The 23,426-nt window shown below is 68.3% G+C and carries 25 protein-coding genes; 11 read left to right on the plus strand and 14 right to left on the minus strand.

The features are described from left to right. The first annotated feature begins 303 nt into the window (after positions 1-303). The 7 genes from WMC41_RS21975 to WMC41_RS22005 all read left to right on the plus strand — a co-directional run bounded on the left by WMC41_RS21975 (position 304) and on the right by WMC41_RS22005 (position 6,399). Complete coding sequence (locus WMC41_RS21975; protein ID WP_432346400.1) at positions 304-1,167, plus strand: branched-chain amino acid ABC transporter permease; 864 nt, start codon at positions 304-306, stop codon at positions 1,165-1,167. Beyond that, complete coding sequence (locus WMC41_RS21980; protein ID WP_432346402.1) at positions 1,167-2,174, plus strand: branched-chain amino acid ABC transporter permease; 1,008 nt, start codon at positions 1,167-1,169, stop codon at positions 2,172-2,174. The genes WMC41_RS21975 and WMC41_RS21980 overlap by 1 nt, the downstream gene beginning before the upstream one ends. Next, the gene (locus WMC41_RS21985) at positions 2,171-2,935 is read left to right on the plus strand and encodes an ABC transporter ATP-binding protein (protein WP_272807331.1); all 765 of its coding nucleotides are present in this window, start codon (positions 2,171-2,173) and stop codon (positions 2,933-2,935) included. The genes WMC41_RS21980 and WMC41_RS21985 overlap by 4 nt, the downstream gene beginning before the upstream one ends. Next, positions 2,916-3,632, plus strand: coding sequence for an ABC transporter ATP-binding protein (locus WMC41_RS21990; protein WP_432346405.1), 717 nt, complete (start codon positions 2,916-2,918; stop codon positions 3,630-3,632). Before WMC41_RS21985 ends, WMC41_RS21990 begins: the two co-directional genes overlap by 20 nt. Before the next feature lie 206 nt (positions 3,633-3,838). Beyond that, positions 3,839-5,560 (plus strand): thiamine pyrophosphate-requiring protein, encoded by a 1,722-nt coding sequence (locus WMC41_RS21995; RefSeq protein WP_432346407.1) that lies wholly within the window; start codon positions 3,839-3,841, stop codon positions 5,558-5,560. Positions 5,561-5,584: 24 nt separating this feature from the next. After that, positions 5,585-6,118, plus strand: coding sequence for a 2,4'-dihydroxyacetophenone dioxygenase family protein (locus WMC41_RS22000; protein WP_432346409.1), 534 nt, complete (start codon positions 5,585-5,587; stop codon positions 6,116-6,118). 104 nt (positions 6,119-6,222) lie between these two features. Next, a complete protein-coding gene (locus WMC41_RS22005) occupies positions 6,223-6,399 on the plus strand; it encodes a hypothetical protein (RefSeq protein WP_432346411.1) in 177 nt (58 codons plus the stop codon). Between the two features lie 69 nt (positions 6,400-6,468). Here WMC41_RS22005 and WMC41_RS22010 read toward each other — a convergent pair whose 3' ends face one another. The 7 genes from WMC41_RS22010 to WMC41_RS22040 all read right to left on the minus strand — a co-directional run bounded on the left by WMC41_RS22010 (position 6,469) and on the right by WMC41_RS22040 (position 13,612). Then, complete coding sequence (locus tag WMC41_RS22010) at positions 6,469-7,227, minus strand: SDR family NAD(P)-dependent oxidoreductase (RefSeq protein WP_432346413.1); 759 nt, start codon at positions 7,225-7,227, stop codon at positions 6,469-6,471. A 3-nt stretch (positions 7,228-7,230) separates the two neighbouring features. Further along, a complete protein-coding gene (locus WMC41_RS22015) occupies positions 7,231-8,682 on the minus strand; it encodes an aldehyde dehydrogenase (RefSeq protein WP_432346415.1) in 1,452 nt (483 codons plus the stop codon). A gap of 21 nt (positions 8,683-8,703) precedes the next feature. Further along, positions 8,704-9,417: an ABC transporter ATP-binding protein gene (locus WMC41_RS22020; protein WP_432346416.1), complete on the minus strand. Its 714-nt coding sequence runs from the start codon at positions 9,415-9,417 to the stop codon at positions 8,704-8,706. Further along, positions 9,410-10,138 (minus strand): ABC transporter ATP-binding protein, encoded by a 729-nt coding sequence (locus WMC41_RS22025; protein WP_432346418.1) that lies wholly within the window; start codon positions 10,136-10,138, stop codon positions 9,410-9,412. Before WMC41_RS22025 ends, WMC41_RS22020 begins: the two co-directional genes overlap by 8 nt. Further along, positions 10,135-11,058, minus strand: coding sequence for a branched-chain amino acid ABC transporter permease (locus WMC41_RS22030; protein ID WP_432346420.1), 924 nt, complete (start codon positions 11,056-11,058; stop codon positions 10,135-10,137). The genes WMC41_RS22025 and WMC41_RS22030 overlap by 4 nt, the downstream gene beginning before the upstream one ends. Next, entirely contained in the window at positions 11,055-11,927 is an 873-nt protein-coding gene (locus WMC41_RS22035; RefSeq protein ID WP_432346422.1) for a branched-chain amino acid ABC transporter permease, read from the minus strand. The genes WMC41_RS22030 and WMC41_RS22035 overlap by 4 nt, the downstream gene beginning before the upstream one ends. 458 nt (positions 11,928-12,385) lie before the next feature. Continuing rightward, entirely contained in the window at positions 12,386-13,612 is a 1,227-nt protein-coding gene (locus tag WMC41_RS22040) for an amino acid ABC transporter substrate-binding protein (protein ID WP_432346424.1), read from the minus strand. Positions 13,613-13,793: 181 nt separating this feature from the next. Here WMC41_RS22040 and WMC41_RS22045 point away from each other — a divergent pair, with 181 nt between their 5' ends. Continuing rightward, positions 13,794-14,693 (plus strand): helix-turn-helix domain-containing protein, encoded by a 900-nt coding sequence (locus tag WMC41_RS22045; RefSeq protein WP_272807341.1) that lies wholly within the window; start codon positions 13,794-13,796, stop codon positions 14,691-14,693. A 104-nt stretch (positions 14,694-14,797) separates the two neighbouring features. Here WMC41_RS22045 and WMC41_RS22050 read toward each other — a convergent pair whose 3' ends face one another. From WMC41_RS22050 to WMC41_RS22060, 3 genes are all read right to left on the minus strand, one after another. After that, on the minus strand, positions 14,798-15,142 hold the full coding sequence (locus tag WMC41_RS22050) for an ArsC family reductase (protein ID WP_432346426.1): 345 nt from the start codon (positions 15,140-15,142) through the stop codon (positions 14,798-14,800). A 78-nt stretch (positions 15,143-15,220) separates the two neighbouring features. Further along, the gene (locus WMC41_RS22055; RefSeq protein WP_288078558.1) at positions 15,221-15,841 is read right to left on the minus strand and encodes a YitT family protein; all 621 of its coding nucleotides are present in this window, start codon (positions 15,839-15,841) and stop codon (positions 15,221-15,223) included. Between the two features lie 7 nt (positions 15,842-15,848). Then, a complete protein-coding gene (locus tag WMC41_RS22060; protein WP_432346428.1) occupies positions 15,849-17,018 on the minus strand; it encodes an amino acid aminotransferase in 1,170 nt (389 codons plus the stop codon). Positions 17,019-17,167: 149 nt separating this feature from the next. Here WMC41_RS22060 and WMC41_RS22065 point away from each other — a divergent pair, with 149 nt between their 5' ends. Together WMC41_RS22065 and WMC41_RS22070 are read left to right on the plus strand one after the other, a co-directional pair. Then, positions 17,168-17,647, plus strand: a complete 480-nt coding sequence (locus tag WMC41_RS22065) for an Lrp/AsnC family transcriptional regulator (RefSeq protein ID WP_064332264.1) — start codon at positions 17,168-17,170, stop codon at positions 17,645-17,647. 113 nt (positions 17,648-17,760) lie between these two features. Further along, positions 17,761-18,582 (plus strand): endonuclease/exonuclease/phosphatase family protein, encoded by an 822-nt coding sequence (locus tag WMC41_RS22070; protein WP_244767612.1) that lies wholly within the window; start codon positions 17,761-17,763, stop codon positions 18,580-18,582. Here WMC41_RS22070 and WMC41_RS22075 read toward each other — a convergent pair. Together WMC41_RS22075 and WMC41_RS22080 are read right to left on the minus strand one after the other, a co-directional pair. Further along, the gene (locus tag WMC41_RS22075) at positions 18,554-20,014 is read right to left on the minus strand and encodes a phospholipase D-like domain-containing protein (protein WP_432346431.1); all 1,461 of its coding nucleotides are present in this window, start codon (positions 20,012-20,014) and stop codon (positions 18,554-18,556) included. The genes WMC41_RS22070 and WMC41_RS22075 overlap by 29 nt on opposite strands. A 170-nt stretch (positions 20,015-20,184) precedes the next feature. Next, positions 20,185-21,243, minus strand: coding sequence for a peptidase M14 (locus tag WMC41_RS22080; protein ID WP_432346433.1), 1,059 nt, complete (start codon positions 21,241-21,243; stop codon positions 20,185-20,187). Positions 21,244-21,381: 138 nt separating this feature from the next. On the opposite strand from WMC41_RS22080, the gene WMC41_RS22085 reads away from it, so the two are divergent. After that, a complete protein-coding gene (locus WMC41_RS22085) occupies positions 21,382-21,942 on the plus strand; it encodes a methylated-DNA--[protein]-cysteine S-methyltransferase (RefSeq protein WP_432346435.1) in 561 nt (186 codons plus the stop codon). 4 nt (positions 21,943-21,946) lie between these two features. Here WMC41_RS22085 and WMC41_RS22090 read toward each other — a convergent pair whose 3' ends face one another. Beyond that, positions 21,947-22,807, minus strand: a complete 861-nt coding sequence (locus tag WMC41_RS22090) for a sigma-70 family RNA polymerase sigma factor (protein ID WP_272807348.1) — start codon at positions 22,805-22,807, stop codon at positions 21,947-21,949. Next, complete coding sequence (locus WMC41_RS22095; RefSeq protein ID WP_288078545.1) at positions 22,797-23,258, minus strand: carboxymuconolactone decarboxylase family protein; 462 nt, start codon at positions 23,256-23,258, stop codon at positions 22,797-22,799. The genes WMC41_RS22090 and WMC41_RS22095 overlap by 11 nt, the downstream gene beginning before the upstream one ends. Positions 23,259-23,426 lie beyond the last annotated feature (168 nt).

The following is a 23,426-nucleotide window of genomic DNA, read 5'->3' on the forward strand; positions in this document are numbered from 1 at the left end:
GGTCAGGCCCGAGGATGACGGCGGGGAGGAGAGGTCGCGAACCCCGCCCGACGTTGCGGCAAGCGGAACCGTCGCATTGATCCACCGTCCTTCTCTTCTTGCGTCAGGCGGGTGGATCCTTGGGGCGAGCCCGAGGATGACGGCGGGCAGGAGAGGTCGCGAACCCCGTCCGACGTTGTGGCAAGCGGAACCGTTGCATTGATCCACCGCCTTCTCTTCTTGCGTCATCCTCGGGCCTGACCCGAGGATCCACCCGCATATCCGGACAAACGGCCGCAAGCCCGGCCACAGCAGGATAGTTTGATGCAAACGGTTTTCAGCATCGGCGTCGATGCGCTCGCCTACGGCATGGTGCTCTTCGTCATCTCCATCGGCCTCTCGGTGACGATGGGGCTGATGCGGGTCGTCAACCTGGCGCATGGCGCCTTCGCGATGATCGGCGGCTATATCGCCTCCTATGCCGCGCGCGACCTCGGCCTTGCCTATGCCGTCGCCGTCATGCTCGCCGTCGTCGGCACCATCCTCATCGCCATTCCGGTCGAGCGCCTGCTCTACCGCCGCATCTACGGCCAGCCGGAGCTGACGCAGGTGCTGATGACCATCGGCATCACCTTCTGCGTCATCGGCATCGCCAACTATGTCTTCGGCCCGACGCTCAAGACCATCCCGACGCCGGACAGCCTGCGCGAGCCGATCAGCCTCGGCTTCCGTACGGTCTCGGCGCACCGCCTCTTCGTCATCGCCTGCGGCGCCGCGGTCGCGCTCGGCCTCTGGTATTTCATCGAGCGCACCGCCTTCGGCGTGAAGCTGCGCGCGAGCGTCGACAATGCGGCCATGGCCGCCGCCCTCGGGGTGAAGACCGAGGTCGTCTATGCCGTCAGCTTCGCCGTCGCGGTCGGCCTTGCCGCCTTCGGCGGCGTCGTCGGCGCCGAGCTGCTGCCGATTGAGCCCTATTATGCGCTGCGCTACATGGTGACCTTCCTCGTCGTCGTCTCGGTCGGCGGGGCGGGGTCCATTCCGGGTGCCCTCGCCGCCTGCCTGCTGCTCGGCGCCATCGATACGACGGGACGCTACCTGATGCCGGAATTCGGCGAATTCTTCTTCTATCTCGCGGTCATCGCCATCGTCTGGATTTTCCCGCGCGGCCTTGCCGGAAGGGCGAAGTGATGGCGCTGACCATGAACACCGATACCCTCTCCACCGCCCGGGACCGCCGCGCCCGCCTGACGCGCGACGCGGTCGGCGTTCTCGTCATCCTCGCGGTCGCCGTCCTCGGCTATCTCCTTTTCCCCAACAACCTCGCGCTGCTGACGCGCATCACGGCGATCGCGCTGCTGGTCCTCTCTCTCGACCTCGTCACCGGCTATTGCGGCGTGGCGACGCTCGGCCATGCCGCGCTGTTCGGCGCGGGGGCCTATGGGGCCGGCATCGCGGCGGCCCATTTCGGCATCACCGATCCGATCGCCATGCTGGCCGTCGGCGTGGTCGCGGGCGCGCTCGCCGGCCTCGTCTCCGGCGCCGTCGTGCTTCGGGCGCATGGCCTGCCGCAGCTCGTGCTCTCCATCGCCATCATTCACCTCGCCCACGAGGCGGCGAACAAGGCGTCCGGCTGGACCGGCGGCAGCGACGGCCTTGCCGGCATCATGCCGGATGCCGTCTTCGGCCTCTATCCATTCGACCTGTGGGGCCGCACGGCCTATGTCTTCGGCATCGTGCTGCTCATTGCCGCCTTCGTCATCCTGCGCCAGATCGTGCGCTCGCCCTTCGGCATGCTCTGCCGCGGCATCAAGCAGGATCCGCTGCGCGTGCGCGCCATGGGCGCCTCGGTGCGCGGCACGCTGATCCGCATGTATGCCATATCGGGCGCCGTCGCCGGGGCGGGCGGGGCGCTCAACGCCATCTCGACCCAGGTCGTCGGCCTCGACAGCCTGTCCTTCACGCTCTCGGCCGAAGCCCTCGTCATGCTGGTGCTTGGCGGCACCGGCTCGCTCTACGGCGCGCTGATCGGCACGCTTTCCTTCCTGTGGTTCGAGGATGTCGTCTCGGCGGCCAACCCGTTCCACTGGCTCACCATCGTCGGCGCGCTGCTGATCGCGGTCGTGCTCTTCGCGCCGAAAGGGCTCTACGGCTCGCTCGCCGCCTTTTTCGAACGCCGCGGGAGGAAGGACCGATGAGCGCGATCTTCGACGTCCGCAACCTGAAGCGGACCTTCGGCGGCCTCGCCGTCACCAACGACGTCTCCCTTTCGATGGCGCCGGGCGACCGGGTCGCGCTGATCGGGCCGAACGGTGCCGGCAAGACGACCTTCGTCAACCTCGTCACCGGCAACCTCCTGCCGAATTCCGGTTCCGTCGCGCTCGGCGGCGAGGACGTCACCCGCCTCGGGCCGACGGAGCGCGTGCGCCGCGGCCTCGTGCGGTCCTTCCAGGTGACGCGGCTCTTCTCCGAGATGACGCCGGAGGAGCATGTCGCGCTCGCCATCCTGCAGCGCGAGGGCCGGACCGGCCGCATGTTCGCCAGCCACCGCGCCATGCCCGACGTGATGGACGAGGTCCATGCGCTTCTTGCCCGGCTCGGCATCGCCCAGCTTGCCCGCCACCGCGTCAGCGAGATCGCCTATGGCCAGCAACGCCTCCTGGAGCTCGCGCTTGCCCTTGCGCTCAAGCCCCGGGTCCTGCTGCTCGACGAGCCTGCCGCCGGCGTGCCGCAGAGCGATACGGCGCGCATCGAGCAGGCGATCGCCGACCTGCCGGCGGACCTCGCCGTGCTGATGATCGAGCACGACATGGACCTCGTTTTCCGTTTCGCAAGGCGCGTCGTCGTGCTGGCGGCGGGCGAGATCATCTTCGACGGATCGCCGGACGCGGTGACGAAGGATGCCCGCGTCCGCCAGGCCTATCTCGGGAGTTATGCCGATGCCCGCAGCGTCGCTTGAAATATCCGGCCTTTCCGCCGGCTACGGCCCGACGCGGGTGCTGGAGGACATCTCCTTTGCCGCCGATGCCGGCCGCAGGCTCGCCGTGCTCGGCCGCAACGGCATGGGAAAATCCACGCTCTTCGCCACGCTCGCCGGCCAGACGAAGCGCTATGGCGGCGCGATCCGCCTCGGCGGCGAGGCGATCGAGGGCATCGGCAGCTCCGCCCGCGCCCTGAAGGGTCTCGGCTATGTGCCGCAGTCGCGCGACGTCTTCCCGACGCTGACGGTGGAGGAGAACCTCTTCGTCGGGCTGAAGGGCCGTCCGCGCGGGGCCATCGAGGAGGCCTACCAGATGTTCCCGCGGCTCAAGGAGCGGCGCCGGAACCTCGGCTCGCAGCTTTCCGGCGGCGAACAGCAGATGCTGACGACGGCGCGTACCATCCTCGGCCAGCCCTCCGTGCTCCTGCTCGACGAGCCGCTGGAGGGCCTTGCCCCGGTCATCTGCGAGGAGCTGATGGCGGCGTTCGGCACGCTCGCGGCCTCCGGCGAAATGACCATCCTCATCGTCGAGCAGCGCATCCAGAGCGCGCTCGACTTCGCCGACGACGTGATCATCCTCGAACGCGGCCGCATCGCCTGGACCGGCACCCCGGCGGCGCTCTCCGCCGACCGGCACACGGTCGAAACCCTGCTCGGCGTCGGCGGGCTGCACTAAAGGAATTCCAGCAAAAGTGCGCAGCGGTTTTGCGGCCGGAATTCCGTAACTCCAAGCGCAATTCATACGGCTTTCGTTATGTGTCGCGGCCGGCATTTCATTTTACATCACCGTCCCGCCTGTCAGAGTGCGGTCTGAGGCCTGTGCCGCCCGGTTCGAGGAGACCGGCGGCCGCGGGCAGGCTGCCGCACGACGGGGAGGTTCCGATGGGCGAAGACGATCTTGCCGGGGTGCCGGCGATGACGGCGGGCGGTGCGCTGCTCGCCCGGCTGAAGGCGGTCGGCATCGACTATATCTTCGCCAATTCCGGCACGGATTTCCCGCCGATCATCGAGGGCCTGGCCGAGGCGGAGGCGAAGGGAATCGCCCTGCCGCAGGCGCTCGTCATGCCGCACGAATCGGCGGCGATGGGCATGGCGCACGGATATTATCTGGCGACGGGCCGTGCCCAGGCGGTGATGGCGCATACCAATGTCGGCCTTGCCAATTGCGCCATCGGCGCGATCAACGCTGCGATGGAGCATGTCCCGGTCCTGCTCTTCTCCGGCCGCACGCCGGTCACCGAGCGCGGCCGAAAGGGGTCGCGCACCGTGCCGATCGGCTGGGGGCAGGAGATGCGCGACCAGGCGGCGCTGGTGCGCGAGGCCTGCAAGTGGGACGACGAGCTGCGCGTTCCCGAACACATCCCGCAGATGGTCGACCGGGCGCATGCCATCGCCTGTTCCACGCCGCGCGGGCCGGTCTATATGAGCCTGCCGCGCGAGGTGCTCTGCCAGCCCTGCCCGACGGAGGGCCTGGAAGCGCCCGCAACGATGATGCCGGCCGTTGCCGCGCCGCCGGCGGAAGCGGTGGCGGAGGCCGCGCGCCTCCTGGCGGCGGCGGAGAACCCGGTGGTCTTCGCGCAGCGCGGCGCCGGCTCGGCCGAGGGTTTTGCCGCCCTTGCGGCGCTTGCGGGCGAATGGGGCATTCCCGTCTGCCAGTATTGGGCCGTGCAGCTCGCCATGGCGACGGACCATCCGATGGCCGCGCAGGCCGATCCCGGGCCGCTGCTGGAGGCGGCCGACGTGGTGCTGGTCCTCGATGCGCTGGCGCCCTGGTCGCCGGATGCCCATGCGCTGCGGCCCGGCTGCAAGGTCATCCAGCTCGCCCAGGACCCGCTCTACCAGCGCCAGCCGGTGCGCTACTTCCGCTCCGACGTGACGCTCGCCGGCGATGTCGATGCCGGCCTCATTGCCCTGAAGGCGGCGATGGACCCATTGCTGCCCGCCCATCGCGTGCGGGCGGAAAGCCGCGCCGCCGCAGTGGCGAAACGCAACGGGAAAGCCCGCACCGCCGTGCTCGATGCGGCCCGGCGCGGGGGCGGCACGCCGATGACGAAGGATTTCGTCAGCCTGACACTTTCCGAGGCGCTGGCGGGCCGGGATGCCACCGTGCTCTCCGAACTCGGCTGCCCGCTTTCGCCGATAACGCTCTCCCATCACCAGGCCTGGTATCAGGAGCCGCATTCCGGCGGCCTCGGCTGGTGCTTTCCCGCCGCGCTCGGCATGCAGCTGGCGCGGCGCGGGCGGCTCGTCGTCGCCACCATGGGCGACGGCTCCTATATGTTCGCCAATCCCGTCGCCTGCCACCAGATCGCCGAGGCGCTGGAACTGCCGATCCTCATCCTCATCGTCAACAATGCCGAATGGGGCGCGGTGCGCCAGTCGGTGCTCGGCCTCTATCCGGACGGCTATGCGGCGAAGACCAACCGCATGCCGCTGACCGCGCTCTCGCCTGTGCCGGATTTCGTGAAGGTCGCCGAGGCGAGCCGGGCGTATGCAAGGCGCGTCACCGACGGCGCGGCCCTTGCCGGCGCGCTTGCCGAGGCGATCGACCATATCGAGACGAAGCGGACGCTCGCGCTGCTCGACATCGCGGTCCGCGCCTGAACCATCACACGAGGAGGAGAAGCCATGCCCGAGCTTGCCACGAACGAATTCTGGAAGGACCTGAAGCCGATCGACAAGGTGTTCCAGCCGGATGCCCTGCCGGAAGTCTATCTTCAGAACGCGCCGACCGACGAGGAGCGCTACTACGTACCCTTCACCGAGACCGTCTCCTCCCGCCCGCTGTGGATCTCCCCGACGCAGAACAAGTGGTGCGACATCCTGATGGCGAAGAAGGCGGGCCTGGTGAACCGCCACTACCACCCGCACGAGGTCTTCGCCTACACGATCTCCGGCAAGTGGGGCTATCTGGAGCACGACTGGACGGCGACGGCCGGTGATTTCGTCTACGAGACGCCCGGCGAGGGCCACACGCTCGTCGCCTACGAGCACGAGCAGCCGATGAAGGTGTTCTTCCAGGTCAAGGGCCCGCTCATCTGGCTCGACGACAAGGGCGAGCCGGACGGTTTCTTCGACGTGCACAACTACATCGCTCTCTGTCGCGACCACTACGAGAAGGTCGGGCTCGGGCGGGATCATGTGGAGCGGCTGTTCCGTTAGTTCTTGCTTGTTTCCTGCGGAACAGCGGGCGGCGGGGCGCTATGCGATCTTCTGATCACCGGATGAGAGAGGCTCATCCCTAACCAGAGATCAGGAGAGACCCCATGCGCAAGATCATCGTTTCCGCCGCCATCGCCGCCGTTGCCGCCATCTCCTTCGCCGCCCCCTCGCAGGCCGGCTATTACAGCTACGGCTACAAGCCGCACTGCTTCATCAAGAAGGTCAAGGCCTACGACTACTACGGCAATGTGATCTTCAAGACGGTCAAGGTCTGCAAGTAAGCGCTTTTCCCGCTGACCTCCCCGAAGGCCCGGATGTCCCCTGCATCCGGGTCTTCTGCCGTTCCGGCTTCAGATGCTCATGCCGCCGTCGACCATCAGCATCGTGCCGGTGACGAAGCTCGACTGGTCCGAGGCGAGGTAGAGCACCGAGCGGGCGATCTCCCCGGAGCTGGCATGGCGGCCCATGGGGATGAGCGCGTTGAAAAAAGCCGTTCCGTCCATGCCGGTCGCGGCGCCGAGACCCTGTTCCACGGCAAGCTGGAAACCGTTGTCGACGGGGCCGGGATTGACCGTGTTGACGCGGATGCCGCGCGGGGCGAGCTCCTTGGCAAGGCAGCGCATCAGGCCGGTCTGGGCGTGCTTGGCGGTGATATAGGCATAAACGCCGGGATCGCCCCGCGTCGCCGCCACGCTGGAGGTGATGACGATGCTGCCGCCGCTGCGCATGTGCGGCACGGCATGCTTGGCGGCAAGGAAGGCGCCGCGCACATGGACCGCCTGCACCATGTCGAAGATGTCCAGCGGATAATCAGCGATGGGGGCGACGGTGCCGAAGACGCCGGCATTGGAGAACAGGACGTCGATGCCGCCGAAGCGCTCGATGGCGAGCTTGACATAGGCCTTCGTCGAAAGGCTGTCGGTGACATCGGCCGCCGCGAGCGCCACGCGCTCCCGCGGCAGGCCGGCGGCGGCCCTTTCGAGCCCCGCGCGATCACGGTCGACGAGGACGACATTGGCGCCCTCGTCGAGGAAAAGCCGGGCGGTGGCAAGGCCGATGCTGCCGGCCCCGCCCGTCACGATGGCGGTCTTTCTGTCGAGGAGCGCCATGGTTCAGATCGGATAATGGATGGCGCCGTCCTGCACGGTGATCCAGCGCAGCTCGGTGAATTCGGCGATGCCGGCCTTGCCGCCGAAACGTCCGTAGCCGGATTCCTTGACGCCGCCGAAGGGCATCTGCGCCTCGTCGTGCACGGTCGGGCCGTTGATGTGGCAGATGCCAGATTCGATGCGGCGGGCGACCTGCATGGCGCGGTTGACGTCCCGGCCGAAGACGGCGGCGGAAAGACCGTATTCCGTGTCGTTGGCAACGCGCACCGCCTCGTCGATCGAGCCGACGCGGATGATGCTGACGACCGGGCCGAAGCTCTCCTCGCTGTAGATGCGCATGGCGGGCGTCACCCGGTCGAGCAGGGTGGCGTCGACGATCGTGCCCCGCACGCTGCCGCCGGCGGCAAGCACCGCGCCCTTGCCCACGGCATCGCGGATGAGCTGCTCCAGCCTCTGGGCCGCATGGGCATCGACGACGGAGCCGAGCGGCGTGTTGCCCTCGCGCGGATCGCCGGCAACGAGGGTTGCCGCCTTCTCGGCGAGCGCCGCAACGAAACGGTCGGCGACCGTCTCGTCGACGACGATGCGCTCGGTCGACATGCAGATCTGGCCCTGGTTCATATAGGCGCCGAAGGCCGCGGCGGCGACGGCCGCGTCGATATCGGCATCGTCGAGCACGACGAAGGGTGCCTTGCCGCCGAGTTCCAGCAGAGCGGGCTTCAGGTAGCGCCCGGCGGTCTCGGCGATGATGCGGCCGACGCGGGTGGAGCCGGTGAAATTGACGCGGCGCACGGCGGGATGGGCGATCATCGCCTCGACGATGGCGGCGGCGTCCTCCGGCGCATTGGAGACGGCGTTGAGCACGCCTTCCGGCAGGCCGGCCTCGTGCAGCGCGTCGACGATCAGCCGGTGGGTGCGCGGGCAGATCTCCGAGGTCTTCATGACGACCGTGTTGCCGCAGGCAAGCGGGGTGGCGAGCGAGCGCACGCCGAGGATGACCGGTGCGTTCCACGGCGCCATGGAAAGGACCACGCCGGCCGGCTGGCGCACGCCCATGGCGAGCGAGCCGGGGCGGTTGGAGGGGATGATCTCGCCGGTGATCTGCGTCGTCAGCGATGCGGCCTCGCGCAGCATGTCGGCGGCAAGGCCGACATTGAACATCGCCCAGCCGGCCGTCGCGCCCGTCTCGGCGGCCATGGCGGCGACGAAATCGGCGGTTCTCGCCTGCAGCTTGTCGGCGGCGGCAAGAAGCAGCTTGCGGCGCTGGCCGGGGCCGGTCGCCGCCCAGGCGGGAAAGGCCTTCGCGGCGGCATTGACGGCCTGGCGCGCATCCTCCAGCGAGGCGGCGGCGACCTCCGAGGCGACCTCGCCGGAAATCGGGTTGATGCGGGTGAAGGTGCGCCCGTCGGAGGCGGCCTGGTCGAGGTTGTTGATCTTCAGTCCAAGGACGGACATGGTTTGCTCCCTGCTTGACATTCAGACGGTTGCGCCGAGGAACGCGCGCTTCACTGCATCGTCGTTCATCAGTCCTGCTGCGGTATCCTCGCCGACGATGCGGCCTGCCTCCAAGAGGTAGCCGCGGTCGGCGATCGAAAGGCTCATCTTGACGTTCTGCTCGACGATCAGGAACGCCAGCCCGCTCTCGCGCACCCGGCCGAGCGCGGCGAAGAGCTCGCCGACGACGACGGGGGCAAGGCCGAGGCTCGGCTCGTCGAGCATCAGCAGGTCCGGCTTCGACATCAGTGCGCGGCCGATCGCCACCATCTGCTGCTCGCCGCCCGACATGGTGTTGACGAATTGCCGCCGCCGGTCCGCGAGTTTCGGGAAGAGGCCGTAGACCAGCTCGCGGCTCGCCTTGCCATGGGCGCGGGCGCGCCGGGCATAGGCGCCGAGGGCAAGGTTCTCCTCCACCGTCAGGTCGCCGAAGACGCCGCGGCCCTCCGGCACCAGCGCGATGCCGGCTTCGAGCACGAGATGGGCGGGCCGGCCGGCAATGTCGCCGCCGGCAAAGCGGATATCGGCGCCGGGATCGGGCCGGACGAGGCCGGCGGCGGCCTTTAGCAGGGAAGACTTGCCCGCGCCGTTGGCGCCGAGCATGACGACGGTCTCGCCCTTGCCGACGGTGACGGAGATCCGGTCGAGGGCGAGGTGCGGGCCGTAGTGGAGGGAAAGGTCGCGGATCTCAAGCATGACCGTCTCCGAGATAGGCGCGCACGACCTCCGGGTCCCGCAGCGTCTCGGCGGTCGGGCCGTCGGCGATCTTGCGTCCGGCATTCATGACGATGGCGCGCCCGCAGAGCGCCCGGATCGCATCCATGACATGCTCGACGAGGAGCACGGTGATGCCGCGCTCCTTGAGCGACAGGATGAGGTCGATGCCGGTGCGAAGCTCCGTCGGGTTGAGCCCGGCGAGCCATTCGTCGAGCAGTAGCAGCTCCGGCTCGGCGGCGAGCGCCCGGGCAAGCTCCATGCGCTTCTGGTCGATATAGGTGAGGGCGCCGGTCGGCTGGTCGGCGCGTCCGGCAAGGCCGACGGCGGCAAGATGGGCCTGGGCGGCCTCGTGGGCCGCCTTGCCCCAGAGCGTCCGGCGGCCGAAGGCGAGCGCGGTGACGACGTTTTCGCCGACCGTCAGCGAGGGAAGGGCGCGCACCAGCTGGAAGGTGCGGGCGACGCCTCTCCTCGCGATGCGGTTCGGGCGAAGGCCGGAAATCGCCTCGCCGTTGAGGGCGATGCGCCCGCCGGTCGGCGCCAGGAAGCCGGAGATCATGTTCAGCACCGTCGTCTTGCCGGAGCCGTTCGGGCCGAGCAGGCCGACGACCTCGCCGCGCTCCAGCGAGAAGGAGACGGCATTGACGGCGGTGAGCCCTCCGAAGCGCTTGGTGAGGCCGCTCAGCGCAAGAAGCTCGCTCATCGCGCACCGCCTTTCCTTAGCCGGCTTTCGGCAGCCGCCAGCACGCCCTTCGGCAGAAGGAAGACGATGGCGATGAAGACGAGGCCGAGGATGATCGGATAGTGGTTCGGGAAGTTGGCGGAAAGCCACTCGAAGAGCAGGAAGAGCGGGATGGCGCCGAGCAGCGGGCCCCACAGCCGGTCCGCCCCGCCGAGCAGCGCCATGATCAGCGTCAGGAAGGAGATGGTCGGGTTGAAGACGATGCTCGGCTCGATATAGGTCCAGCGCGGCGCCTGGATGGCCCCGACGAGCGTGATGATCACGGCGCTGACGGCAAAGAGCGCGAGCTTGAGCCGGGTGATGTCGATGCCGCAATGGCTCGCCACCACCTCGTCGTCGCCGATGACCTTCAGCGCGAGGCCCCAGCGCGTGCGGCCGATGCCCCAGGAAAAGAGGAAGGTGGCGGCGGCGAGCGCCAGCAGCTGCCAGTAGATGCCCTCCGGCGTCACGGGCAGGAAGATGTAGCGGCCGAGCGTGCCCGTCACGTTGACCTCGTACCAGGTGACGAGCTGGCGGATGAGTTCGGCAAGCCCGAAGGTGAAGATCACGAAATAGACGCCGGCAAGCCGGAGCGTCGAGAGCCCGACGACCAGCGCCACGGCAAGGCCGATCAGTGCCGCGACGAGGAGGACGAGCGGATAGGGCAGCGTCTCGCTGAGGACGCCGACCGTATAGGCGCCGATGCCGAAGAAGGCGACGGTGGCGAGCGAGACATAGCGCGTCGGACCGGAGAACAGGCCCCAGGCGGTGGCGAGCACCACATAGCCGGTCATGCCGATCATCAGCGTCACCGCATAGGGCCCGGCGAAGAGGGGCAGGGCGGCGAGCGCGGCGAGAACGAGGCCGGCGACGAGGAGGCCGAGAAGCGTGCGTGCCGTCATCGCGCGCTCCTCCCGAAGAGGCCGGCGGGGCGCCAGAGCAGGATGGCGAGGAAGATGAGGTAGGTGGCGGCGAGCGTCAGGCCGGGGTCGACATAGGTCGCCACGAAGGTCTCGACGAGGCCGAGCAGCAGGCCGGAGAAGAGCGCGCCGAGAATGTTGCCGACGCCGCCCATGATGACGACGATCAGCGCCTTCATGGTGAAGACGACGCCGGCCGTGGCGGTGAAGGTCTGGTACATGGAGATGACCACGCCGCCGGCGGCCGCCAGCGCCCCGCCGATGGCGAAGGCCGTGCGGGCCGCGCGCTCGACATCGATGCCGACGAGCGGCGCGGAGGTCGGCGAGACGGCGACGGCGCGCAGCGCCGTGCCCCAGAGCGTGCGGGTAAGCAGCAGATACAGACCGCCGCCGAGGACGATGGCGAGCGCGAAGGCGAGGAGGCGGTTGGCCGCGATCGTGGTGCCGAGCACGCTGACGCCGATATTGAGATAGCTGTAGCTCGTATAGTTGCTGCCGAAGAAGACGAGCATGACGCCCTGGATGACGAAGAGCAGGCCGAAGGTGGCGAGGATCGAGTCGATCTCCAGCGTCTCCCGGCTCTTGGCGCGGCGCACCAGTGGGCGCATCATCAGGCCGTAGACGAGATAGCCGAAGACGAAGCCGAGCGGCACGGCGGCAAGAAGGCCGAGCACCGGATTGATGCCGAGGCCGTTGAACAGCACATAGGCGAGGAAGGCCGCCGCGATGATCGTCTCGCCATAGGCAAGGTTCATGATGCGCGCGATGCCGTACTGGAGCGTCAGCCCCATCGCGACCAGCGCATAGGTTCCGCCGAGCACGAGCCCGGACAACAAGGCCGTGACGAGCATGGCCGCTCCTTACATTTGTCGGCCGGTGACAGCACCGCGCCGTTTTCAGTCGATGACAGAATGCCCCTCATCCGGCCTGCCGGCCACCTTCTCCCCGTGAACGGGGAGAAGGAAACCCTGCCGCGCCGTCTTCTCAGACCGCCAGCGTTCCGTGGGGCACGTCCCCTCTCCCCGCTTGCGGCAGGCGAATTGCATATGACAGCACGCTGCTGCTTTCCCCTTCTCCCCCGCGGGGAGAAGGTGGCCCGAAGGGCCGGATGAGGGGGCTCGCACATCGTCTGACGTCTGCGCCACCCCCTCATCCCGCTGCCGCGACCTTCTCCCCGCGGGGGAGAAGGGGAAAGACGCGTCGCCTCATTCCATATGCAATTCGCCTGCCGCTTGCGGGGAGAGCGGCAGGGTGAGGGGCACATTTTGGTCCGCCGGAGCGCCCTTCGATCCCCTCGCGAGGCGTGCGGCTACTTCTTCCACGCCTGCCGCGGCAGGATCGGCTGGCTGGCGCCGGCGCGGTCCGCGGGCGCGATGCCGACGAACTGGCCGTTCTGCCACTGGCCGGTCCACCAGAGCGTGCGAAGCTGGTTGTCTTCCATCTTCGTCTCGCCGAGCACGGTCTGGAACGTGCCGGCCGAAAGTTCCGCCGAGACGGCCTCGCGGTCGAGGCCCTTGCGCTTGATCGCCTCCTGCAGCATCTGCAGCGAGGCATAGGTGATGACGCTGCCCCAATAGTCTGGGCCCTGGCCGGTCACCTCCTCGTGGCGCTTGCGATAGGCGGCGTTCGCCTCGTTCGCCGGGTCGATACCGCCGAGGCTCATGATGCCGGTGGCGTTGTCGCCATTGTTCTTGCCGTAGACCGGAAAGCCCGTGCCGACGCCGAGATAGAGCAGCTTCGGATTGAAATCGGCGACCTGCGACTGCTGGGTCAGCGCGAAGGTATCCGGCGGATAGGAGAAGGCGACGAAGCTGTCGGCGCCGCTCGCCTTCGCCTCGTTGATCATCGGCGTGAAGTCCGACGTGCCGACCGGGTAGGTCTTGTCGTAGACCAGCTCGATGCCGGCGTCCGCGAAGGCGGGCCGCGCGGCCGTCACGAGGTCGATGCCGAAGCCGTCGGCGACCGAGACCATGGCGACCTTGTTGTTGAGCGTGCCGTCGGCGGCGGCCTTTTTGATGAGGCCGGCGAGCGCGCCCGCATAGTCGTGGCCGCCGCCGAGCATCCAGAAGCTCTTCTTCCAGCGCTTGACGAAATCCGGCGCCTTGTCGGTGACGGAGGAGACGGCGAGCTGCGGGTAGCCGTAGCGGTCGAAGAGCGGCGCGGCCGCAAGGTTGAAGCCCGTGCCCCAGGGCGCGAGGATGAAGTCCGCCTCGTCCTGCGTCGCCAGGCGCTCGACGGCGCGCACCAGTTCCTCGGAAGCGGACCGGTCGTCGTATTCGATCACCTCGATCGGCAGCTTCGTGCCGTCGGGCAGTTCCAGCCCGCCGGCATCGTTCACGTCCTTCACCCAGAGCTGGTAGTTCGGCAGCGTCGTGATGCCGGCGCCGCCGGCATTGGGGCCGGTCTTGGAAATGGCATAGCCGATCTTCACCGAAGTGCGGTCCTGGGCAAGCGCGCCCGGTGCGATGCCCGTTGCCAAGAGGGCCGAGGCAGCCGCCATCACGCGCAGGACGTGCCTGCGTTGCAGAGATTTCATCGTCGATTCCTCCCAAAAGGCCTGCTCTTCGGCAGGCGTCGCGCCAAGGCGGGCAGCGGCCACGTTCTCCTCCGGGCCTTCTGTCGCTGCTTGACGGATGAAAGGTTAGCCGCAGGCGGGGCAGGGCGGAATAGACTTTTACAAGAGATACTTGTACTTTTCACGGCAAGGAGATCTCGCCATGCCCTTCCAGGATGCTCTCGCGCCGCAGCATCGCGCTGCGGCCGCTACGCCGCCGCTGCCGACGGAGGCGCGGCTCTTCCGCGGGGCGCTGTCGCAATCCGGCTGGACCTTCCGCGGCGGGCGCAACCGCGTCTTCCTGCTCCTGTCCGGCAGCGGGCGGGTGTCGCTCGGCCCGGCGGATCTCGGGCTTTCCGGCCCCTCCATCGTCTGGGCGCCGGCCGGCGAGCGCGGCACGGTGCTCTTCGATGCCGGCGCGGAGGGGGCGGCGCTGGCGATCCCGGAGCTGGCGCTCGGCCCCGCCATGCCGACGGGCGCGATCTTCGCCGACGTGCGCGATGCCATCGCCCGGCCCATCCTCGGCGCCAAGCTGGCGCTGGCGGATGCGAGGAAGATGCTCCAGACGGTGGAGACGATCGAGGCGGAACTGCGCGAGAACGCGGCGGGTATGCAGGAGGTGGTGCGTCATCACCTCGCCCTCCTGCTGATCGCCATCTGGCGCCGCGCCAATCCGGCGACGGAGAAGCCGAAGCCTTCGCCGCGCGCCACCGTGCGCAGCTTCCTGCATCTCGTGGAGTTGCACATGCGCGAGCAATGGCCGCTCGCCCACTATGCCGCCGTGCTGGGCGTGACGCCGGACCGGCTGAACACGGCGGTGCGGCGCGCCACGGGGCGTTCGCCGATGGAGCTGATCCATGCGCGGCTGATGATGGAGGCGGAAATGCTGCTCGACGGGTCGAGCCTGCAGATCGCCGAGGTCGCCGAAGCGCTCGGCTTTCGCGATGCGGCCTATTTCAGCCGGTTCTTCAAGCGGCTGGCCGGCGTCTCGCCGCGCGCCCGGCGGGCGGGGCTCGCCAGCCGGCAGGTGCGCGCGGAAACCTCCTATGCCGCCTGGCCGTAGAGCAATTCCAGCAAAAGTGCGCAGCGGTTTTGCGTCCGGAATTGCGTAAAAACAAAGAGATAGAGCATTTTCGCGATTCAAGGAAAAGCGGAAATGCTTTAAGCTCAGAAAAGCGTTTCGTAGATCTCCGGCTTGAAGCCCGCCGTCAGGGCGCCGTCGCGGTCGAGGATCGGGCGCTTGATCATCGAGGGCTGGGCGAGCATCAGCGCGATCGCCTTCTTCGCATCGAGATCCTGCTTGTCGGCATCCGGCAGGGCGCGGAAGGTGGTGCCGGCGCGGTTCAGCACGGTCTCCCAGCCGAGCGTATCGACGAAGCGCGCCAGGCTTGCCGCATCGATGCCTTCGGCCTTGTAGTCGTGGAAACGGTAGGCGACGCCCCTGGCGTCGAGCCAGGTCCGGGCCTTCTTCATCGTGTCGCAGTTCTTGATGCCGTAGATCGTGACGGTCACGCCTGTCTCCTTCGTTTGATGGTCGCCGCCTTCATAGAGCGATTCCCGCAAGAGTGCGCAGCGGTTTTGCGCCCGGCGTCACGTCACGCCGAGATAGCGGCCCGGGCGATGGTTGATGGCGAGCGTCATGTTGACGACGACGGCGCCGAGCACGGAGAGCGCGAGGCGGTCGAGCGGGATGACGAAGACGGCGGCGGCAAGGATGGCAAGGTCCACGGCGAGCTGGAAATAGCCGGCCCGGATGCCGAAACGGTCCTGCAGGTAGATCGCCAGCACGTTGATGCCGCCAAGCCCCGTGCGGTGGCGGAAGAGGATGAGCAGGCCCGTGCCGGACAGCGCCCCGCCCATGACGGCCGCATAGAGCGGGTCGAGATGGGAGAAGGAGACAAGGTCGGAGGTTAGCCGGGTAAAAATCGAGACGAGCGTGACGGCCGCGAAGGTGCGCAGGGTGAAGGCCCAGCCGAGCTTTCTGACCGCAAGGACGTAGAAGGGCAGGTTGATCGCGAAGAACAGCCACCAGAAGCCGATGCCGCTGGCATATTGCAGCAGCAGGGCAAGGCCCGCCGTGCTGCCGGCGAGCAGCACGGCCTTGGTGTAGATCACCACGCCGAGCGCCATGAACATCGTGCCGACGACGATGGCGATGGCATCCTCGTAGGCGGAATGGCGCTCGGGCCGGGCGGCTGTTTCGACAGACATCGTGTCCTCAGAGGCTCCGGAACTTCTCGATGACGGCATCGACCTCGGCCGATTTGAGGCCGGCAATGTTGATGCGGCCGGAGGTCGGCATGTAGATCGCGTGCTCGGCGCGCAGCTTCAGCACGTCCGCCTCCTCCAGCGGCAGCAGGGAGAACATGCCCTCCTGCTCACGGATGGCCGTCAGCACCTGCCAGCGGCCGGAAAGGCCGGCGGCGAGGCGCTCGCGGATCGCGGTGATGCGCAGCCGCATGGTCTCGATCTCCGCCATCCAGTCCGCCTTCAGGGCCTCGTCGCCGAGGATCGTCGCGACGATGGCCGCGCCATGGTCCGGCGGCATGGAATAGCTGGTGCGGGCGAGAGCGGCGAGGTTGCTGCGCACGGACAGCGCCGTCTCGGCGCTGCCGCAGGCCGCATAGATCGCCCCGGTGCGCTCGCGGTAAAGGCCGAAGGACTTCGAGCAGGAGACGGCGACCAGCGCTTCCGGCACGGCGGCCAGCAGCGTGCGCAGCCCGGCGGCATCCTCGTCGAGGCCGCGGCCGTAGCCCTGATAGGCGATGTCGACGAGCGGCAGCAGGCCGCGCGCGGCGACGAGATCGGAGACGGCGCGCCACTGCTCTGCCGAAAGGCCGGCGCCCGTCGGGTTGTGGCAGCTGGCGTGCAGCAGCACGGCATCGCCCGGCGCGGCGCCGGAGAGCGCGTCCATCATCCGGTCGAAGAGCACGGTCTGCGAGGGGACGTCGAAGAAGGGATAGGTGACGACCTCCAGGCCCGCCGCCTTGAAGATGCTGGCATGGTTCGGCCAGCTCGGCAGGCCGAGCCAGATGCCCTTCGTGCCCATGCGCGCCATCAGGTCGGCGGCAAGGCGCAGTGCGCCGGAGCCGCCCGGCGTCTGCAGCGCGGCGGTGGCGCGGCCGCGGCCGGCCTCTCCCGTCGTCAGCGCCCAGAGGCGCTCCAGGAAGACCGGGTCGCCCTCCGGGCCGACATAGGCCTTGGTCGGCTGCGTCTCGACGAGGCGCCGTTCGGCCGCCTTCACCGCGCGGAAGATCGGTGTCGCGCCCGTCTCGTCGCGATAGACGCCGACGCCGAGGTCCACCTTGCCGGCGCGCTCGTCCGCCCGGAAGAGGCCGATCAGGGCAAGCAACGGGTCGTCGGGCTGGCGGGCGAGGGCGTCGAACATGGCCGGGTTCCTTGTGCGGTGGGTCTCTCAAGCGGTTTAGGCCAAAGCCGTCGCAAAATCGACCATGATATTGCGGACAAGGCGCAAGAAGCTTTTGCCTTCTTGCTTGCCGCTGCTAGATTGATGCAGGTTTTTGCGTGGGGCGGGACATGGACAGGAAGCCGGGCGACGAGGTGGCGCTGGACCAGACGGATCGGCGCATCATCCGCCTGCTCGTCGAGGATGCCGGGCTCTCCAACAACCGGCTTGCCGAGAAGGTCGGCCTCTCGCCGGCGCCGCTGTCGCGCCGGCTGGCGCGGCTGGAGGCGGGCGGCGTCATCCGCCACACCGTGATCGTCGATCCGCGCGCCGCCGGCATCGGCTTCCAGGCCTTCCTGGAGGTGACGCTGGAGCGCACGGCCCCGCGCGTCGGCGAGCGCTTCATCGATCTCGTGCGGCGCATGCCGGAGGTGGTGGAATGCCACACGGTCGCCGGCGATTTCGATTTCCTCCTGAAGATCGCCGTGAAGGACGTCGCCGATTATCGCCGGCTGCTGTGGAGCGAGTTCGAGCGGATCGGCGAGATCAAGACGCTGCGCTCGACCATCCTGCTCGACAGCCCGAAAATGCAGGTGAGCGTTCTTCCCTAGCCGTTTTCGCGGAACCTTCTTGGTCGTGAAAGGTTGCCGACGCGGGCAAAGCGCCCATATGATGGAGGGGCCACAAGGAAGGACACGTGGACAGGAAGCCGAACGACAAGCTGATGCCGGCCGCATTGCTGACGGCCATCCGCAACCGCCGCGGCCATCGGCCGCCGGAGAACAATCGCCCCGGCGATACCGTGATCGCGTCCTACAACGTGCACAAATGCGTGGGCGTCGACCGGCGCTTCGATCCGGAGCGCACGGCGAACGTGATCGCCGAGATCGACGCCGACATCATCGCCATCCAGGAGGCGGACAAGCGCTTCGGAGAGCGCTCCGGCCTGCTCAACCTCGATATCCTCGAACGGGACTGCGGCCTCGTCCCGGTGCCGATCACCGCGCTCTCCTCCACCGGCCATGGCTGGCACGGCAACATGATCATGATCCGCAAGGGCGCCGTCGGCGGCGTGCGGCAATTGAAGCTGCCGGGCGTCGAGCCGCGCGGCGCGCTGGTCGTGACGCTCGACCTGCCGGTCGGCAAGCTGCGGCTGGTCGCGGCCCATTTCGGCCTTCTGAAGCGCTCGCGCGAGCAGCAGGCCATGGCGATCCTCGCCTCCGTCGCGGAAGAAGAGGAGATGCCGACCCTGCTCGTCGGCGATCTCAACGAATGGCGCGTCGGCCGCCGGTCCTCGCTCTCGCGCCTGCAGCCGACCTTCGATCCCGCCTCCGGCGCGGTGCCGAGCTTTCCCTCCCGCTTTCCGGTCCTCGCGCTCGACCGCGCGCTCGGCCATCCGCACGATCTCGTCACCTCCGTCGAGGTGCACGACACGCCGCTTGCCCGCGTCGCGTCCGATCACCTGCCGATCAAGGCGCATATCGACCTCAAGGTCGTCTGGGAGCGCTCGTTCGGGCCTACAGATAGGGTGAGCCGAGCCATGTGATGCGCTCGACGAGGCGCTGGGCGAAGGGACGTGCCCTGAGGTCCTCGAGCGTGACCTCCTCGGCCTCGGACAGCGCGGCGGCGATGCGCTGGTCGATCAGATCGGCGAAGTCGGCGTCGATCACCTCGATATCCACCTCGAAATTCAGCCGCAGCGAGCGCGGATCGATGTTCGACGAGCCGACATAGGACCAGGCGCCGTCGATGACCGTGAGCTTGGAATGGTTGAAGGCGCCGGAGGCCCGCCAGATGCGGCAGCCGTGTTTCAGCATCTGGTCGAACTGCGCCGTCATGGCGAGGTCGACGAGCTTCAGGTTGTTGGAGGAGGGAACGACGATGTCGATCTCCACGCCGCGCCGCGCCGCCGTGACGATCGCGCTGATCAGCTCGCGGTCCGGCAGGAAATAAGGCGACATGATGCGGATGTGCCGCTTGGCGACGGAGACCGCCCCCATCAGCATGCGGTGGTTGGTCTCAAGGCTCTTGTCCGGGCCTGACGGCACGACGCGGGCAAGCATGCCGCTTTCCGGCGCATCCGGCGGCGGGGCGATCTGCCAGGCCTCGCCCGCCAGCTCGTCGCCGCCGGAAAAGCGCCAGTCCTCGTAGGCAATGCGGAAGAGATCGCTGACCACGGGGCCGGTCAGGCGGAAATGCGTGTCGAGCGCTGCCGCCTCGCCGGAAAACTCGGCGCAGAAACCGGCGCGGATGTTCAGCCCGCCGGTGAAGGCGACGCTGCCATCGACGACGAGGATCTTCCGGTGGGTGCGCAGGTTCGCATAGGGCAGGCGCAGGCCCATGACGATGTTGCCGTTGAAGACGTCCGCCGGCACGTTCGCCCGCTGCAGGTCGGAGACGATCGAGGGGATCGAGTAGCGCGCGCCGACCGCGTCGATCAGCACGCGCACCTGCACGCCGCGCGCCACGGCGTCCGACAGCGCCGCAACGAAGCGCTCGCCGGCGGCATCGCGGTCGAAGATGTAGGTTTCGAGCAGGACGGAGCGTTCCGCGGCCGCGATGGCGGCCAGCATGGCCGCATAGGCCTCGTCGCCGGTCGACAGCACGCTGATGCGGTTGCCGGAGGTCAGCTTGCAGCGGCCGACCGTATCGCCGAGGCGCTGCATGGCGGCGAGCGCCCCGCCATAGGCCACCTGCATATACGCATTCGAGACGTCGTATTCCGCCATGTGGTGCCAGCCGGCGGCGAGCAGCCCCTCGCGGCTGAGGTTCAGCGTCTTGCGGCGGATGCGGTTGACCCCGCCGATGGCATAGATGAGCGGCCCGACGACCGGCGACAGCATGATGACGCCGACCCAGCCGATCGCCGCGCGCACCTCTTCCTTGGTCATCGTGGCATGGATGGCGGCCGGCACGCCGAGGAGGATCGACAGGGCGACGAGGATATGCGGCCAGTAGGCGGAGAGCGTCTCAAACATGATGCGTGCGGATCATCCCAAGGCGGCCTCGTCTTTGTGCGTGCCGCTTTTGTAAAGCCGCCCGAGGCGGCCCGTGCGTCACGCCGGTCTCGCACCTATATATTGCTTCGGGCAAGGCGATTGCGAGGGGCGAGGCCCGCCCCGCGCAGGTTTCTTTCGGCGTGGGCGGCTCAGTCCTCCAGCGTGCCGGGCTTGCGGTTCCTGCCCGTCGCCTCGTGGCAGGCGATCTTCATCAGGTCGTCGCCGCGCCGGGCATAGCGGGCGGAGCTGCGGGTGGCGATCAGCCCGTCATGGCCGGCCGTCACGGCAAGCGTGCCGTCCGGCGCGCCGGGCCGGGTGATCAGCGTCGCGAGCAGATCGCCGGCCTTCACCGTCTCGCCGATGTCGCGGTGGAAGAGCACGGTGCCGGGCTCCGGCGCCCGCACCATCTCGATATTGTCGAGCGGCACGGCGGTGCCGGAATAGGCCTCTGCCGCATGGGCAGGATCGGCGACGACGCCGCGGCCGGCGAGGAACCGCCACAGGCCCGCCGCATCCCTCTTCGCCATGTCCGGATAGACGTCGCGCTTGCCGCGTAGTTCGACGGTCACCGAGAGGCGGCCGGGGACGGTGGAAAGCATCTCGCCGCCCTTTCGCTTGAAGGCATGGCCGACCGCTTCCTCAAAGGCGGTGCTTTCGCCGTCGGAAAGGAACACGGCCTCCATGTCGAGGGCCGCCGCGAGATCGGCCGCCTCCGGCCAGAAGGCCGTGTCGATATAGGCATATTGCAGGGATTCGTCGTCGCAGTGCAGGTCCAGCACGAGATCGGCGCCGAGCGCGGTGTGCAGCAATGTGCGCTTCAGCCGGTCGACGGCGCTGCGGCGGTCGATATCCTCCAGCAGCGTGTCCCGCTCGCCGAGCGCCACGAGCGGAAAGTCGCGGTTGAAGTTGGTCCGCGTGCCGAGATCGAACCGGCCCTCCATCTCGCCGAAATGCGCTTGCGCAAGGCCGATCGGATTGGCCTGCGGGATGACGGTGATGTCGCCGCGGATCGCGCCGTCGTCGTCCGCCTTGCGCAGCCGCTCCAGGAGGAAATGCAGGAGAGCGGTGCCCGGCAGTTCGTTGGCATGCAGCGCGGCCTGGATATGGACGGAAGGCGCCGCGGCGTCGGTCCCCTTGAAGCGGAACACGGGGATGCGCCATTCGATGCCTGCCGTATCGCCGCCGATGATGATCTGCGAATGTTCCACGTCGTCTCCTCGCTGCTTCGCTTTTTTGGGGACGGTTATGCGAATTGGCGCCGCCCGGCGCAAGACCCGGCAGGAAACGGGTTGAAAGCGGCCGGGCGAAGCCCGATCTTGTGACAAAACGGGAACAGGAGCGATCCCATGACCGGCAAGGCCCACTATCTGATCTTCGACACCGCCGGCGGCCCCTGCGGCATCGCCTGGACGGCGGCGGGCGTCGTGCGCTTCCAGCTTGCGGGCGAGGATGCCGGCACCACGCGCCGCCTGCTGCTGCGCCACCTGCCCGACGCGGAAGCCGCCGAGCCGCCGCCGGCCGTCGCCGCGGCGGTTGCCGCCGCGCGGCGCTACTTTGCCGGCGAGGAGGCGGATTTCACCGGCGTGCCGCTCGACCTTGCCGGCCAGAGCGATTTCTTCCGGGCGGTCTACGACGCCGCCCGCCGGGTGCACTGGGGCGAGACGACGACCTATGGCACGCTCGCCCGCGAACTCGGCGCCGGCCCGGAGGCCGCGCGCGAGGTGGGCCAGGCCATGGCGAAGAACCCGGTGGCGCTCATCATTCCCTGCCACCGTGTGCTCGCCGCCGGCGGCAAGGTCGGCGGCTTCTCCGCCCCGGGCGGCGCCTCGTCGAAACTGAAGATGCTGGCGCTCGAAGGCGTCTCCTTCGCCCCGACGGAGCCGGCGCAGCAGTCCTTCGGGTTCTGAGCCGTCAGGCGCCGGTCAGCCCGGCCAGCTTTTCCGGGTTGCGCGTGATGTAGATCGCCGTGATGCGTCCGCCGGAAATGTCCAGCGCCGAGGTCTGCAGGTGGCCGTCGACCCGGCTGAGAAATCCCGGCAGCCCGTCGATCACGAGATGGCCGAGGAATTCCATGCGCCCGCCGAGCTTGCGCGAAAGCCCGAGATAGAGGCGCACCAGGCGATCCATCCCGTGGATCGCATTGGGAAAGGCCATCACCTTCCCGCCGCCGTCCGAGCGGAGCGTCACGTCTTCCGCCAGCATGGAGCCGAGCGCCGTCGCATCCCCCAGGCGGCAGGCCTCGAAGAAGGCCTCCACGATCGCCCGGCTGTCTTCCCGCGCGATCGCGTAGCGCGGCTGGTCGATCCGCACATGCGCGCGTGCCCGCGCGGCAAGCTGCCGGATCGCCGCGGGGCTGCGCTGCAGCGTCGCCGCCACCTCGTCCACCGGCTGGTTGAAGACGTCGTGCAGGAGGAAGGCCGCGCGCTCCAGCGGCGAGAGGCGTTCCAGCGCCACCATCAGCGTCAGCGTGATGTTGTCCGCGCGCATCTCCTCGTCGGCCGGCTCGATCAGCGGCTCGGGCAGCCAGGTGCCGGGATAGGTCTCGCGGCGGAAGCGGGCGGATTTCATGGCGTCGAGGCAGAGGCGCGAGACGATGCGGGTCAGCCAGGCGGCCGGCGCGGCCACGCGGTCGCGGTCGCTGCGGTGCCAGCGCAACCAGGCCTCCTGCACAATGTCCTCGGCCTCCGCATGCGTGCCGAGCATCCGGTAGGCGAGGCGCAGCAGCCGCGGCCGCTGCGCCTCGAAGGCCCTGGTGGAAGGATCAGGCGGCATCGCGCTGATCGACCGGATGCACGGCGCGAAAGCCGACCTGCACGCGGTTCCAGATGTTGATCGCGCCGATGGCGACCGTCAGCCATGCCTGCTCGTCGGGCGTGAAGGCGGCCTCGACCGCCGCCCAGTCCGCGTCGGGGGCGTGCGTCTCGGCCACCAGCGTCAGGGCCTCGGTCCAGGCAAGCGCGGCCCGTTCGCGCGGCGAATAGAGCGGCGAATCGCGCCATCCGGCAAGAAGGTGGAGGCGCATCGGGTCCTCGCCGTCCTTCAGCGCCTCTCCGACATGCATGTGGATGCAGTAGGCGCAGCCATTGATCTGCGAGGCGCGCACCTTCACCAGATGCACGAGCAGCGCGTCGAGGGGGCTCGCCTTCAGCGCCGCCTCCAGGGAAAACATCGCCTTGAAGGCCGGCTCGGCGCGTTTGAAATAGTCGGTCATGCGGGGTGACATTCCAGTCTCCTTTTCGTTCACACACCGCTATGACGAGGCGGCGCCGCCGCCTGTGACACCGCCGCCCGGTTTTTTTGGGAGGCGAAGACAGGTCCATGCTGGCTGCGGCCGGACGGGAAGTCAAACGGCAACAGCCCCGACGCGGGGCGCCAGGGCTGTGCTCTCTCG

Source organism: Shinella yambaruensis (assembly GCF_050859155.1).
In the GTDB taxonomy this organism is placed as follows: Bacteria; Pseudomonadota; Alphaproteobacteria; order Rhizobiales; family Rhizobiaceae; genus Shinella; species Shinella yambaruensis.